This window comes from Arthrobacter sp. 4R501 (genome assembly GCF_002929755.1).
GTDB lineage: Bacteria > Actinomycetota > Actinomycetes > Actinomycetales > Micrococcaceae > Arthrobacter.
Genome location: NZ_PJIW01000029.1, coordinates 13,937 through 27,491 on the forward strand (window position 1 = coordinate 13,937; position 13,555 = coordinate 27,491).

Annotated in this window: 11 protein-coding genes; 4 read left to right on the forward strand and 7 right to left on the reverse strand. The window is 64.1% G+C overall.

The window, feature by feature from the left end; genetic code table 11:
- Position 1 precedes the first annotated feature (1 nt).
- From CXR02_RS20680 to CXR02_RS20700, 5 genes are all read right to left on the reverse strand, one after another.
- Entirely contained in the window at positions 2-1,291 is a 1,290-nt protein-coding gene (locus CXR02_RS20680) for a pseudouridine synthase (RefSeq protein WP_104063695.1), read from the reverse strand.
- Positions 1,292-1,401: 110 nt separating this feature from the next.
- Complete coding sequence (locus CXR02_RS20685; RefSeq protein WP_258061152.1) at positions 1,402-2,064, reverse strand: SMC-Scp complex subunit ScpB; 663 nt, start codon at positions 2,062-2,064, stop codon at positions 1,402-1,404.
- On the reverse strand, positions 2,061-2,873 hold the full coding sequence (locus CXR02_RS20690; protein WP_104063696.1) for a ScpA family protein: 813 nt from the start codon (positions 2,871-2,873) through the stop codon (positions 2,061-2,063). The genes CXR02_RS20685 and CXR02_RS20690 overlap by 4 nt, the downstream gene beginning before the upstream one ends.
- 7 nt (positions 2,874-2,880) lie before the next feature.
- Positions 2,881-3,780: a ParA family protein gene (locus CXR02_RS20695; RefSeq protein WP_056342349.1), complete on the reverse strand. Its 900-nt coding sequence runs from the start codon at positions 3,778-3,780 to the stop codon at positions 2,881-2,883.
- Positions 3,781-4,021: 241 nt separating this feature from the next.
- The gene (locus CXR02_RS20700) at positions 4,022-5,365 is read right to left on the reverse strand and encodes a cation:dicarboxylase symporter family transporter (protein WP_104063697.1); all 1,344 of its coding nucleotides are present in this window, start codon (positions 5,363-5,365) and stop codon (positions 4,022-4,024) included.
- Between the two features lie 141 nt (positions 5,366-5,506).
- On the opposite strand from CXR02_RS20700, the gene CXR02_RS20705 reads away from it, so the two are divergent.
- Both CXR02_RS20705 and CXR02_RS20710 read left to right on the forward strand, forming a co-directional pair.
- Positions 5,507-7,147, forward strand: coding sequence for a sensor histidine kinase (locus tag CXR02_RS20705; RefSeq protein WP_104063698.1), 1,641 nt, complete (start codon positions 5,507-5,509; stop codon positions 7,145-7,147).
- The gene (locus CXR02_RS20710) at positions 7,144-7,857 is read left to right on the forward strand and encodes a response regulator (protein ID WP_104063699.1); all 714 of its coding nucleotides are present in this window, start codon (positions 7,144-7,146) and stop codon (positions 7,855-7,857) included. The genes CXR02_RS20705 and CXR02_RS20710 overlap by 4 nt, the downstream gene beginning before the upstream one ends.
- 32 nt (positions 7,858-7,889) lie before the next feature.
- Here the strand turns inward: CXR02_RS20710 and CXR02_RS20715 are convergent, their stop codons facing one another.
- The gene (locus CXR02_RS20715) at positions 7,890-8,987 is read right to left on the reverse strand and encodes an alanine--glyoxylate aminotransferase family protein (protein WP_104063700.1); all 1,098 of its coding nucleotides are present in this window, start codon (positions 8,985-8,987) and stop codon (positions 7,890-7,892) included.
- Positions 8,988-9,030: 43 nt separating this feature from the next.
- Positions 9,031-10,614, reverse strand: coding sequence for an NCS1 family nucleobase:cation symporter-1 (locus CXR02_RS20720; protein ID WP_104063701.1), 1,584 nt, complete (start codon positions 10,612-10,614; stop codon positions 9,031-9,033).
- A 197-nt stretch (positions 10,615-10,811) separates the two neighbouring features.
- Here CXR02_RS20720 and CXR02_RS20725 point away from each other — a divergent pair, with 197 nt between their 5' ends.
- Positions 10,812-12,029, forward strand: coding sequence for a DDE-type integrase/transposase/recombinase (locus tag CXR02_RS20725; protein WP_104063702.1), 1,218 nt, complete (start codon positions 10,812-10,814; stop codon positions 12,027-12,029).
- A 200-nt stretch (positions 12,030-12,229) separates the two neighbouring features.
- Positions 12,230-13,447 carry a DDE-type integrase/transposase/recombinase gene (locus CXR02_RS20730; protein ID WP_104063702.1) on the forward strand — a complete coding sequence of 406 codons (1,218 nt, stop codon included), beginning with the start codon at positions 12,230-12,232 and terminating at the stop codon, positions 13,445-13,447.
- Positions 13,448-13,555 lie beyond the last annotated feature (108 nt).

Here is a 13,555-nt window from a genome sequence, read left to right on the forward strand (position 1 = left end):
CTCAGAGTCCTACGGATGCCAGCAGGTGGCCGACTTCCTGCTTGCCAAGGTTGCGGATGCTGCCCTGGCGCTGGTCGCCCAGGCCAATGGGACCCACCTTGACGCGCACCAGGCGCAGGACCGGGAACCCGACGGCGTCGAACAGGCGACGGACAATCCGGTTCTTGCCGGAGTGCAGAACCACTTCGATCAGCACATGGCCCGGAGTGGAGTCCACCAGCTTGAAGGAGTCAACGGAGGCAAAGCCATCCTCGAGTTCCACGCCTTCGCGGAGCTGGGCGCCGACTCCCTGCGGGAACGGGCCGCGGACCTGGACCAGATAGGTCTTCGGGACCTCGTAGGACGGGTGCGTCAGCCGGTTGGCCAGTTCGCCGTCGTTGGTCAGCAGCAGCAGCCCTTCGGTGGCGACGTCCAGCCGGCCCACGTGGAACAGGCGTTCGCCCAGGTGGGTCTTCCGCACAAAATCGCTGATGCAGGGACGGCCATCGGGGTCTTCCATGGTGGACACCACGCCCTTGGGCTTGTTGAAGACCATGTATACGAGGTTTTCATCCAGCTGGATGCGCAGGCCATCAACGTGGATGACTGCTGTCTTGGGGTCCACGCGGACACCAAGCTCAGTGACAACCTGGCCGTCGACCTCAACACGGCCTTCGGCGATCATCTCTTCGCAGACGCGGCGCGAAGCCACGCCGGCCTGGGCCATGACCTTCTGCAGGCGGGTGCCGTCGGCGTCGTGCATTTCCGACTGCGGAACGTCACCGCGGGCTCCGCGCTTGCGGGCAGGCTTCCGGACGGGGCCAAGGTTCTGGCCAAACCGTTCGCTGCCGAAGGCGCGTGACGCCGCCGCCCCGGGCCTTCCGGTGCGCGGCTTGGGCTTGAGTGCGCCGGGGGTGCCGGGAGCCTTGTTGGCGCCCGGTTTGCGGGCAGCAGGCTTGCGCGCCGATGTGCTGCCGGCCGGCTTCCAGTCCGAGGCACCGCGGCCGGCCGGTGGCGACGCCGGGGCGTCGCCGGGATCCACAAATGGCTCCTCGCGAGGCCTCGGGGCCTTGTACGGCCGGTCGCCGCCGCCAAATCCGGCGTTACGCTTGCCTGCGCCGGCGCGGAATCCGCCGCCCGCCGCGCTGGGGCGGCCGCTGCCGCCCTGTGCAGGATTCCGGCTTGCGCCGCCCTGCGCCGGATTACGGCTGGCCGCTGGATTGCGGCTGGCGCCGCCCTGTCCGGCATTGCGTTCTGAACTGTTGCGTCCCGAACTGTTACGTGGTGAACCCTGGCGTCCCGCCTGTGTCATGACCCGTCCTTCGTTATTTGGCCGGCTGGTTGTCCAAGAACAACCCTAGCCAGCCATGCAGAAATTATCTGCCCTTATGAATATTCGTGTGTGCATGCGGGATTTCCCGCCTACATTCTGTCGGCGTCATAGAACTCCGCAATGCCCTCGAGCCCCGGAAGATGGGGTGAGAGCTGGGGCAGTTCCGCTGCGGAGCTGATTCCCATCCGTTCCAGGAAATACGACGTGGTCCGGTAGAGGATGGCTCCCGACTCAGGATCGTGTCCCGAATCTTCGATCAGCCCGCGCTGGGTCAATGTCCGTACGACAGAATCGACATTGACTCCTCGAATTGCAGACACCCTGGCCCTGGAGACAGGCTGGCGGTATGCGATGACAGCCAGTGTTTCCAAGGCTGCCTGCGTGAGCCTGGCCGTCTGACCCTCAAGCACAAACCGTCCGACGATCTCGGCGAAGTCTGCGCGGGAGTAGATCCGCCAGCCACCGGCGATGTTCCGCAATTCGAAACCCCGGGGGCTGGCGCTGAAACCAGCGTCGCTGGCACGGTCCATGTCCGGGGCTTTAACAGTATAGCCGCTATACTCCCGCTGCAGGTCCGCCAGTAACTGCTCGACGACGGCGACGGTCAGGTTAAGCCCGGCGGCCAGCTCAGTAGCGCTGGCCGGTTGGTCCAGGACCATCAGGACCGCCTCGAGTGCAGCCTTGGCACCGCCGGGAAGATCCCGGACGTCCAGGACCGGCTCCGACCCAGGCTCCGGAAGTTCTTGACTCACGACAGTTCCTCGTATTCTTCGCTTAGGTTTTCTGTTGACCAGTCCCGGCCGTCCACCGTCCAGTGCACGGTGAGATCGCCCAGCGGCGACACCTGGTCGAAGGACACTGCCCTGTCCCGGAACATCTCCAGCAAGGCCAGGAACCTGGCCACCACCACCAGTGTGGAATCGGCGTCGGCGATCAACGCGCGGAAAGTCAGGGGCTTCCCCAACTGGAGCCGGAGCCCCAGGATCTCGGCCTGTTCCTTCACGCTGACGGCACTGCCGTGCAGGTGGGCAAGGCCCACTTCTTTGGGCCTGGGCGTTTTGGGCTTCAGGGCAGACTCGGCCAGGCGGGCGAACTGGTCCGGTGTGTGCTTCCACACGAGTTCCGGAAGCATGGCGGCAAAATGCTCCTCCAAGGCAACCTGACGCGGAAACCGGCTGGCTTCCTGTTCCAGGGTTCCAGCCATCAGGGCTGCCACCTGCTTGAACGCCTTGTATTGGAGGAGCCTCGCAAAAAGGAGGTCCCGCGCTTCCAGCAGGGCGATGTCTTCGTCGTCCTCGACTTCGCCGGCGGGCAGGAGCCTCGCCGCCTTGAGGTCCAGGAGGGTGGCGGCGATGACCAGGAATTCGCTGGCTTCATCCAGCGCCCATTCCTCGCCGAGCTTCTGGAGCTTCCTGGTGTACTTGATGAACTCATCCGTGACGGTGGCAATGGCCACCTCGATAATGTCCAGCTGGTGCTTGGCGATCAGGCCCAGCAGGAGGTCGAAAGGGCCGGTGAAGTTGGCCAGCCGAACTTCAAAGCCGGGTTTGGACTCGGCCACGGCGTATTTAGGGTGCGCCGCCGCGCGAAATCAGCTCTTTGGCCAGGCGGCGGTAGGCATCGGCGCCGATGTGGCTGCCAGCGTAGCTGGTGATCGGCTCTGCCGCGACGGTGGCGTCCGCGAACTTGATGGAGCGTTTGATGACGGTCTCGAAGACTTTGTCACCGAAGGCTTCCACCAGGCGGGTGATGACTTCGCGGCTGTGGAGCGTACGGGCGTCGTACATAGTGGCCAGGACACCATCAACCTGCAGGCCGGGGTTCAGCCGGTCCTGGACCTTGTCGATGGTTTCCACCAGGAGTGCTACCGCACGGAGGGCGAAAAATTCGCAGATCAGCGGGATGATCACGCCGTGGGCGGCGGTCAGGGCGTTGACCGTCAGCAGGCCCAGTGAGGGCTGGCAGTCAATCAGGACGACGTCGTAATCGTCTTCGACTTTCTTCAGCGCCCGGTCCAGGACTTGCTCACGGGCTACTTCATTGACCAGCTGCACTTCTGCGGCGGAGAGGTCGATGTTGGCCGGCAGCAGGTCCACGTTTTCGACGCCGGTCTGGTGGATGGCGTCGCGGATGTCCACCTTGCGGTCCATGAGGACGTTGTAGACCGTCAGGTCCAGTTCGTGGGGGTTGATGCCGAGGCCCGCGGACAGTGCGCCCTGCGGGTCGAAGTCAACCAGCAGCACCCTGCGGCCGTACTCGGCAAGGGCCGCTGCCAGGTTGATGGTGGACGTCGTCTTGCCAACGCCGCCCTTTTGGTTAACCATGGCGATCACGCGCGCGGGACCGTGGGACGACAGCGGGGCAGGTTCCGGAAATTCGCGGTGGGGGCGCCCGGTGGGACCCATCACGGCGTCTTCCAGATCGAGTTCCGTGCCTTCCAGAGTTGCCGAACCCTGTTCGCTGCTCACGTATCTATCCACACTTTCGATGACGGTGATTTCCTGCCGCTGGAACTCCAGCGCCGATCCTGCTTTCCACCTAGGCTACAGGCCCCGACACGGTATTCGAGGGAACTTGACTTTGGGTGGATTCTGAGCCTTTACCTTCTGGTAGAGGTCGAAGGTTAGCCTTCCGCACGCAGGAACCGCCCGCACAGCCGGGGCTGTGCGGGCGGTTCGCGATTTGTCCAGGATTCAGTGCCGGCCGCGCCTAGGCGTTGGCCAGGGCCGGCGCCTTGGCGGAATCGTCCACCGGCTCGCCATGTCCTGCGATCATGGTCTGCTCGTCGAAGGGAGCCCGTCCCGAGAGAACTTCGCCAACCTGCTTGTTGTCGATCTCCTTGACCCAGGTGCCGATCAGGAGGGTGGCCACAGCGTTGCCCGTGAAGTTGGTCAGGGCGCGGGCTTCAGACATAAAGCGGTCGATCCCGACGATCATGCCCACTCCGCCGAGGAGCTCGGGCTTGTGTGCCTGCAGGCCGGCGGCCAGCGTGGCGAGGCCTGCACCGGTGACACCGGCGGCACCCTTGGAGGCGATGATCATGAAGATCAGGAGTGAAACCTGCGCGCCGAGGTCCAGCGGGGTGCCCATGGCGTTGGCCACGAACAGCGAGGCCATGGTCAGGTAGATGGCCGTCCCGTCCAGGTTGAAGGAGTATCCGGTGGGCACGGTGACGCCGACGACCGGCTTGGAAACACCCAGGTGCTCCATCTTGGCGATCAGGCGGGGCAGTGCTGCCTCGGAGGAGGAGGTGGAGAAGATGAGGAGGTATTCGCGGGCCAGGTACTTCATCAGCTTGAAGATGTTCACTCCGGTCACTACCTGGAGCAGACCGCCGAGGATCACCACAATGAAGAGGGCGCAGGTGATGTAGAAGGCGGCCATGAGTGTGAACATGCTCACGATTGCCGCGACGCCTGTGGCGCCGACAACAGCTGCGATGGCACCGAAGGCGCCCACCGGAGCAAGCCACATGATCATGATGAGGATCCTGAACACCAATACCTGGCCGTGGCCGATAGCCTTCAGGACAGGAGCGCCCTGCGCGCCCATCTTCTGGAGGGCGAAGCCCACGAGGATGGCGGCGAAGAGTGTGGGCAGGACTGGAATGTCGCCCGGGATAATGCCCAGGAGGAAGGCAACGGTGCTGTCTACTTCGGCCTTCTTATTGGGGTCATACGGCGCCAGCTTCAAACCCTCACCTGGGTGGATCAGGTTACCGACGACAAGGCCGATGCCCAAGGCGAAGGTGGACATAAGAACAAAGTAGCCCAGGGCCAGTCCGCCCACCTTCCCTACGGTGGCAGCCTTAGCGATGGAGCCAATACCAAGGACAATGGTGCAGAAGATGATCGGCGCGATCATCATCTTGATGAGCTTGATAAAGCCGTCGCCAAGCGGCTTCATCGCTTTGCCGACCTCGGGGAACAGCAGACCGACGATAGCGCCCAGGATCACGGCGGCAATAACGGCAATGTAAAGGTAGTGGGATTTGTCCAGCCCCTTGCGGGCGGCCTTCACAGGCGCTGCTGACTCTCCTCGTTGAGAAGCCATAATGTGTCTCCTTATGGATAATTTGGTAGACGCTTCGACTCAGCCTCTGGGCTCTATGCGTCGGTCCGGTGTGATATCCATCATTAGGCACACCGTGACATGGCTCACGGTTGCGTTCATATTGGTCATGGGAGGTGCTTGATGATCCACCGCTGGAGTATCGCCCGCAGGCTGTTCGTGGCGAATCTACTGATTGTGCTGGCCTTCATTGCGATCGTGGGTACCGCTACGTTCGTCGACGCCCGGGACCGAAGCTACGAGGAAGCCGGCCGGCGGATGACCGGTGTGGCTGCCGCAGTAGCCGCCAATCCCCTGGTTCTCCAAGCGGCCGACGCCCCGGAACCGACGGCGTTGCTCCAGCCCTACGCGCTGGACGTCATGGCTGGTTCCGGCGCAGATTTTGTCACCATCATGGCGCCGGACAGAACGCGCTGGACGCATCCCCGGGACGAAGAGCTTGGCAGGCCGTACATCGGCTCCATCGAGGCGTCGCTGCGTGGCGAGGTGTTCACCGAGGTCACCGCAGGAACGCTGGGGCCGTCGGTGCGGACTGTTGTTCCGGTCAAGGATGACGCGGGCAACATCAAGGCGCTGGTTGCCGCCGGCGTCACAGTCCGGACGGTGGACGTGGCACTTTCCAGCCGGCTGCCCGCACTCCTGGTCCTCGGCCTGGCCCTGCTCGTGGGCGGATCCTTGGCGTCCTGGCTGCTGGGCCGCTACCTGCGCCGGGTGACCAGGGGGTGGGGGCCGGAGCAGCTGGCGCAGCTCTTCGCCTACTACGAATCAGTCCTGCATTCCGTGCGTGAGGGGCTGATCCTGATCGACACCAAGGGCCGTGTGGTGATGTACAACGACCAGGCCGCCGATCTGCTGGGCCTGGAACCGCGCGATTCGGACGGTGATCCGTCGCGGCCGCCCTTCCTGAAGGACCTCCCGCTGGCTCGCAGCCTGAAGGAACTCTTTGAATCCGGCCGCACGGCCCACGATGAAATCCACCTGACGGGCCCGCGGATCGTGGTGGTGAACCAGGGCCCGGCCGTCGGGCCCGACTCCCCCGGCCTCCGCCGGCCGGCAGTGTTCGGCACCGTGGCCACCATCCGCGACCGGACAGAGATCGAATCGCTGGGCAGCGAACTGGAAACGATGCGGACGCTGTCCGACGCCCTCCGCGCCCAGACCCACGAGCACGCCAACCGGCTTCACACCATGGTTTCCCTGCTGGAGCTGGGGCGGACCCGGGAGGCCCTGGAATTCGCCACCAAGGATCTCGAACTGAGCCAGCAGCTGACCGACGAGATGGTGAGCTCCGTGGACGAGCCTGTCCTGAGCGCCCTGATCATGGGCAAGGCTGCGGAAGCCAATGAGCGCGGAGTAAAGCTGACGCTCTCCACGGAGGGGTCCGCGTCCATTGCGGGCCTGGCTGTCCAGGACCTTGTCACCATCCTGGGAAACCTCCTGGACAACGCGATCGACGCCGCCGCAGATGGCGCGGCTCCCAGAACTGTGGAACTGACAGTGGAGTCCGACGCCGAAGGGCTGGACATCACTGTGGAGGATTCCGGATCGGGCGTGGACCCTGCAGCGGTGGAGGATATTTTCCGGCACGGCTTCAGTACCAAGGCGTCCGGCCCGTTCGGACGCGGCATTGGCCTGGCCCTCGTCCGCCAGGCCGTGCAGCGCCTGGACGGTACGATGACCATCACAGGCACGGACGGCGCACGCTTCCAGGTCTTCCTGCCGGCCATGGCCGCCGGAACCGACAAAGAGGAGCAGTTCCAGTGAGCGATATCCGCGTCCTCGTGGTGGAAGACGAGCCGGTGGCGTCGGCCGCGCACGCAGCCTACGTGGGCAGGATGGCAGGATTCATGCTGGCCGGGACGGCCCCTGACGGCCAGTCAGCGCTCAGGCTGCTGGGGGAACTTGCGGCTGCCGGCGAGCCGGCGGAACTGGTCCTGCTCGACATGAACCTTCCGGACCTGCATGGTCTGGACATCGCCCGCCGGATGCGTGCGTCAGGAATCCTGGCGGACATTATTGCCATCACGGCGGTCCGAGAAGTGGCGATTGTCCGGAGCGCCGTGGCCATCGGCGTGGTCCAGTACCTGATCAAGCCCTTCACCTTTGCCACGTTCGAGGACAAGCTCTCCAGCTACCGGCTGTTCCGGCAGCAACTGGCCTCCCCCGGGTCCGGAGCCGGGAGGTCCGGCGCATCCCAGAGCGAGGTTGACCAGGCCTTCGCAAGCCTCCGGGCGCCGTCGGAGATGCCCCTCCCGAAAGGCCTTTCCGTCTCCACGCTGGACTCGGTCCGGGACTACCTGAAACAGCATTCGGGATCCGTTTCGGCCACAGAGGTCATGGTGGCGCTGGGAATGTCCCGCGTGACGGCCCGCCGCTACCTCGAATACCTCGCCGACGCCGGCATCGCCTCCCGTGCGCCCCGGTACGGCACGCCCGGCCGGCCGGAAAACGAGTACGGCTGGAAGCGGCCCTGACACCACAGCCCTGTTTCCCGGAGAGCCCGAGGCTAGGCAGAGGAGATGGCTTCCTTGAGGGCCCCCAGCACCAGAGTCACTGATGCGGCGTTTGCGTTGGGGCCCATCATTCCGATCCGCCAGATGCTGGCCTCATACTTGCCCGCCCCTGAGCCAATCTCGATGCTGAAGTGCTCCAGAAGATGGCGGCGTACGGCCGCGGAGTCGACGCCGTCCGGGACCTTAACAGTGGTAAGGCTGGGCAGCCGGTGGCCCTCGGCCGCGAACAGCTCAAGACCCATCTCCTGGAGCCCCGCCTGCAACGCGGCACCTGCCGCGCGGTGGCGCGCCTGGACCGCGTCCAGTCCCTCAACCAGGATTCTTTGCAAGCCCGCCTGCAGGCCGGCGATCATGGTGACCGGCGGCGTGTGATGGTAAGTTCGACCGCTGCCACTGGCGGCCCCGACGTAACCGCCCAGCAGTCCGACGTCCAGGTACCAGGAGCGGGGATCCTTGATCCTTCGCTCGAAGGCCCTGCCCGACATTGTGAAGGGCGACAGCCCCGGCGGCACGCCGAGGCATTTCTGAGTGCCCGCATAGCCGACGTCGATTCCCCAGTCGTCTGCGCGGAGTTCCAGCCCGCCGATGGATGTCACGGCGTCGACAATGAGCAGCGCATCACCCTTGTTCTGCCCGAGCGATGCGACGTCGGACAGGACGCCCGTTGACGTTTCGGCGTGGACTGCCGCAATCACCTTCGGCCGCGGGTGAGCCGCCAGGACGCGTTCGACGTCGATAGGCGTGCCCCATTCGTGGTCCACCCGAACCACGGTCGCGCCGCAGCGGCGGGCCACCTCACACATGCGCTCACCAAAGAACCCATTGACGGCGATCACTGCCACATCGCCGTCGTCCACGGTGTTCACAAAAGCCGCTTCCATGCCGCCGGAACCGGTGACGCTCAAAGGCAGCGTGCGGGCATTCTGGGTCCCCCAGACCGTGCGGAGGCCCTCGCAGGTGTTGTCCAGCCGTTCAATAAAGACCGGATCCAGGTGCCCAATCACCGGATGCGCCAACGCAGCGGTCACTTCCGGGTAGCAGTTGCTCGGTCCCGGACCGAACAGGAACCGCGAGGTCAAAGCCTGTGGCATTGGAACTCCTTCGTTGGGGGACTCTTTGCCCTTGCCGGGACGGTCAGTGCTTCGGTGCGACAGCGATATCCTCGCCGTCAACGGCGTTGAACGGCGTGTGGCGATCCATGATCAGCAGGTAGGTGAAAGCTGCCACGATCGCGCCGACGAACCAGGAGAAGCCGGAGATATACGTGAACGCAGGGACGAGCGCCAGCACCAGAGCGACGATCGCCGCCGGAGTGCCCGCGATGACGGCCTTCCGGTTGACGCCACGGGTGTAGGCATAGTCCCCGTCGGGGGAATCCGAGTACAAATCCGGAACGTTGACCCTGCCCTTCCGGACCAGCCAATAGTCAGCCATGATCACGCCGAACAGCGGCCCCAGGAGCGCGCCCAGCCCGCCCAGGAAGTAGACGATAACCACCGGCGAGTTGTACAGGTTCCACGGCAGGATCACCAGGCCGATCACCGCGGAGATAATGGCTGCGCGGCGGAAGTTCAACGTCCGTGGGAAAAGGTGGGCCAAGGTGTAGATGGGCGCCACGAAGTTGGCCATAAGATTTACGGCCACCGTCAGGATGATCAGGGCCAGGCAAGCCAGCACCAGCAGGAACGTGTTCGGGATGGCGTTGACGATGTCCGTGGGCGACTCGATGACCGTTCCGTCGATCTTGTACTGGGCGCCGGCGAGAACGACGACGATGGCGGCGAAGAAGAGCATGTTGATGGGGATGCCGAAGAAGTTGCCCCGCACCACCGACCGCCGGGAGGGCGCGCCCCGGGTGAAGTCGCAGAAGTTCAGCACGAACGTACCGTAAACGACCACCCAGAGCGCCGCCGACTGGAAAATCCGCACCCACATGACCGGGCCCGTCAGCGAGTCGGCGGTGGACCAGGCAATGGTCCCGCCGGCTTCCATCAACATCCAGACGGCCAGCGCGAGCATGGTGACCAGGATGATGGGGCCGGCGAAGGCCTCGTACTTGCGGATCATCTCCATGCCGAAGCTCACGATCACGGTCTGCAACGCCCATAGCGCAACGAACGAGATCCAGCCCAGAGTCGAGAGTCCGAGGAACGAGTCTGTATCGAGCGGCGCCACGGCCGGGGCGAGGGCCAAAATGAGGACCCGGAGCACCACCGAGGCCAGGTAGGTCTGGATGCCGAACCAGGCCACGGCCACGGAACCACGGATGATGGCGGGGATATTGGAGCCGCGGATGCCGAACGCAATCCGGCTCATGACCGGGAACGGCACGCCCGTCCGCTCGCCCATGAACCCCGAAAGGTTGAGGAGAAGGAACAGCAGGGCGGCGCCGAGCAGGAAAGCGAGTATGATCTGCCAGCCGCCCAATCCCAGGGCGAACAGTCCGATGGCGAACACGTAGTTGCCCAGCGAGTGCACGTCATTGGCCCAGAGCGTGAAAATGCTGTAGGCATGCCAGGTGCGGCCCTTGCGCGTGGTGGGCGCCAGGTCTTCGTTGTAGAGTCGGGGGCTCACGCCCGCGGGCACCTGGACCGGTGTGGCTGACCTGCCCCTCACAATCTCCTCGACCGCGGGATCGCCGGTGCCCCACGGCTCCGGGTCAGTCAGATCCGGGTGCCGGTGATCGTCGGGCGAAGCATGACCGTGTTGGTGGGACATATAGACCTCCGTGTGGCGGAGAGGGCGTTGCGGGTGCGGAGCGTTGTGGACGGGAACTGGTGCCGCGGACACGATATCCGTGGGTCAGGTCACAGTCAAGGCTTCGCGTTGACTCATAGAAAACCTCCGCGTAGCCGGATACGTTGCCTCATTTGAAAACCTCCGCGTAGCGGCGTGGCTCAACATGGTGGAAGCGCATGCAGGCTATGCCCGTTTTCATGGAGCTCACGATGGTCCAGCGGCAGGCTGTGACAAAGAAGAAAGCCCTCGCCTACAAGGGAGCGGATCGTGCAGGGAAGTCCCGGATCCTGAACGAGCTGGTCGAGCTGACCGGCTGGCACCGCGATTACGCCCGGGCCGCCCTGCGCCAGGCCCTGGTCCTGAAGGTCGTCAGGCCCAGACCGGGCCGGACGCCGGTCTACGGCCCGGATCTGCTGTCCCCGCTGATCACGTGCTGGGCGGTGCTGCGCGCCCCTGCCGGCAGGCTGCTGGCCCCGATGCTGCCGGTCCTGGTGCCGCTGCTGCGCCGCGACAAGGAACTGGAGATCACCGATGCGCAGGCGGATCTGCTGATGCGGATGAGCGCGGCGACCATCGACCGTAAACTCGCCGGCGAACGGGCGAAACTATTCCCGCGCGGCCGGTCCCACACCAAGCCCGGCACGCTCTTGAAATCCCAGATCCCGATCCGGACCTGGGCCGAGTGGGACGACGCTGTCCCGGGTTTCGTGGAGATCGATCTGGTCGGCCACGAGGGCGGCAACAGCTTCGGGGAATTCTGCTTCACCCTGACAGTGACCGACATTTCCACCGGATGGACGGTGAACCGGTCCGTGCGGAACAAGGCCGCCAAATGGGTCTTCGAAGCCCTCGAACAGGTCACCGGAGTGTTCCCCTTCCCGATCATCGGGATCGATTCGGACAACGGCTCCGAGTTCATCAATGACCACCTGCTCGCGTACTGCCACGCAAACCGGATCACCTTCACCCGGTCCCGGCCCGGGAACAAGAACGACGGCGCCCACGTGGAGCAGAAGAACTGGGCAAGGGTCCGGGAACTGGTCGGCTACCTCCGCTATGACACCGCCGCGGAACTCGAGAAACTCAACGAAATCTGGGCACGGGACCGGGTCTTCACCAACTACCTGCTGCCCCAACAGAAACTCATCGAGAAGCAGCGGCACGGCGCGAAAGTGACCAAGAAACACGACGCGCCAACCACACCCCACCAGCGGGCGATCCGCCACGAAACCATGCGCAAACGCCCGATCATCCGGATGAACGCCGCCTTCAAACAGATCAAACCCGCCGCACTCTCACGCCAGATCCTGGCGCTGACCGGTCAGCTGGAAACACTCTCCCGGGCAAAACAACCCGCCGCCATCAAGCCCGTCAACAAGGCCTGGAACAACTGAAGAACCGGAGGTTTTTCAATGAGGCAACGAAACCCTCAACCGGAGGTTTTCAGATGAGGCAACGAATCAGTCTTCCCGGAGGTATTGCAATGAGGCAACAGGGGCTTCGCGTTGACTCATAGAAAACCTCCGCGTAGCCGGATACGTTGCCTCATTTGAAAACCTCCGCGTAGCGGCGTGGCTCAACATGGTGGAAGCGCATGCAGGCTATGCCCGTTTTCATGGAGCTCACGATGGTCCAGCGGCAGGCTGTGACAAAGAAGAAAGCCCTCGCCTACAAGGGAGCGGATCGTGCAGGGAAGTCCCGGATCCTGAACGAGCTGGTCGAGCTGACCGGCTGGCACCGCGATTACGCCCGGGCCGCCCTGCGCCAGGCCCTGGTCCTGAAGGTCGTCAGGCCCAGACCGGGCCGGACGCCGGTCTACGGCCCGGATCTGCTGTCCCCGCTGATCACGTGCTGGGCGGTGCTGCGCGCCCCTGCCGGCAGGCTGCTGGCCCCGATGCTGCCGGTCCTGGTGCCGCTGCTGCGCCGCGACAAGGAACTGGAGATCACCGATGCGCAGGCGGATCTGCTGATGCGGATGAGCGCGGCGACCATCGACCGTAAACTCGCCGGCGAACGGGCGAAACTATTCCCGCGCGGCCGGTCCCACACCAAGCCCGGCACGCTCTTGAAATCCCAGATCCCGATCCGGACCTGGGCCGAGTGGGACGACGCTGTCCCGGGTTTCGTGGAGATCGATCTGGTCGGCCACGAGGGCGGCAACAGCTTCGGGGAATTCTGCTTCACCCTGACAGTGACCGACATTTCCACCGGATGGACGGTGAACCGGTCCGTGCGGAACAAGGCCGCCAAATGGGTCTTCGAAGCCCTCGAACAGGTCACCGGAGTGTTCCCCTTCCCGATCATCGGGATCGATTCGGACAACGGCTCCGAGTTCATCAATGACCACCTGCTCGCGTACTGCCACGCAAACCGGATCACCTTCACCCGGTCCCGGCCCGGGAACAAGAACGACGGCGCCCACGTGGAGCAGAAGAACTGGGCAAGGGTCCGGGAACTGGTCGGCTACCTCCGCTATGACACCGCCGCGGAACTCGAGAAACTCAACGAAATCTGGGCACGGGACCGGGTCTTCACCAACTACCTGCTGCCCCAACAGAAACTCATCGAGAAGCAGCGGCACGGCGCGAAAGTGACCAAGAAACACGACGCGCCAACCACACCCCACCAGCGGGCGATCCGCCACGAAACCATGCGCAAACGCCCGATCATCCGGATGAACGCCGCCTTCAAACAGATCAAACCCGCCGCACTCTCACGCCAGATCCTGGCGCTGACCGGTCAGCTGGAAACACTCTCCCGGGCAAAACAACCCGCCGCCATCAAGCCCGTCAACAAGGCCTGGAACAACTGAAGAACCGGAGGTTTTTCAATGAGGCAACGAAACCCTCAACCGGAGGTTTTCAGATGAGGCAACGAATCAGTCTTCCCGGAGGTATTGCAATGAGGCAACAGGGGCTTC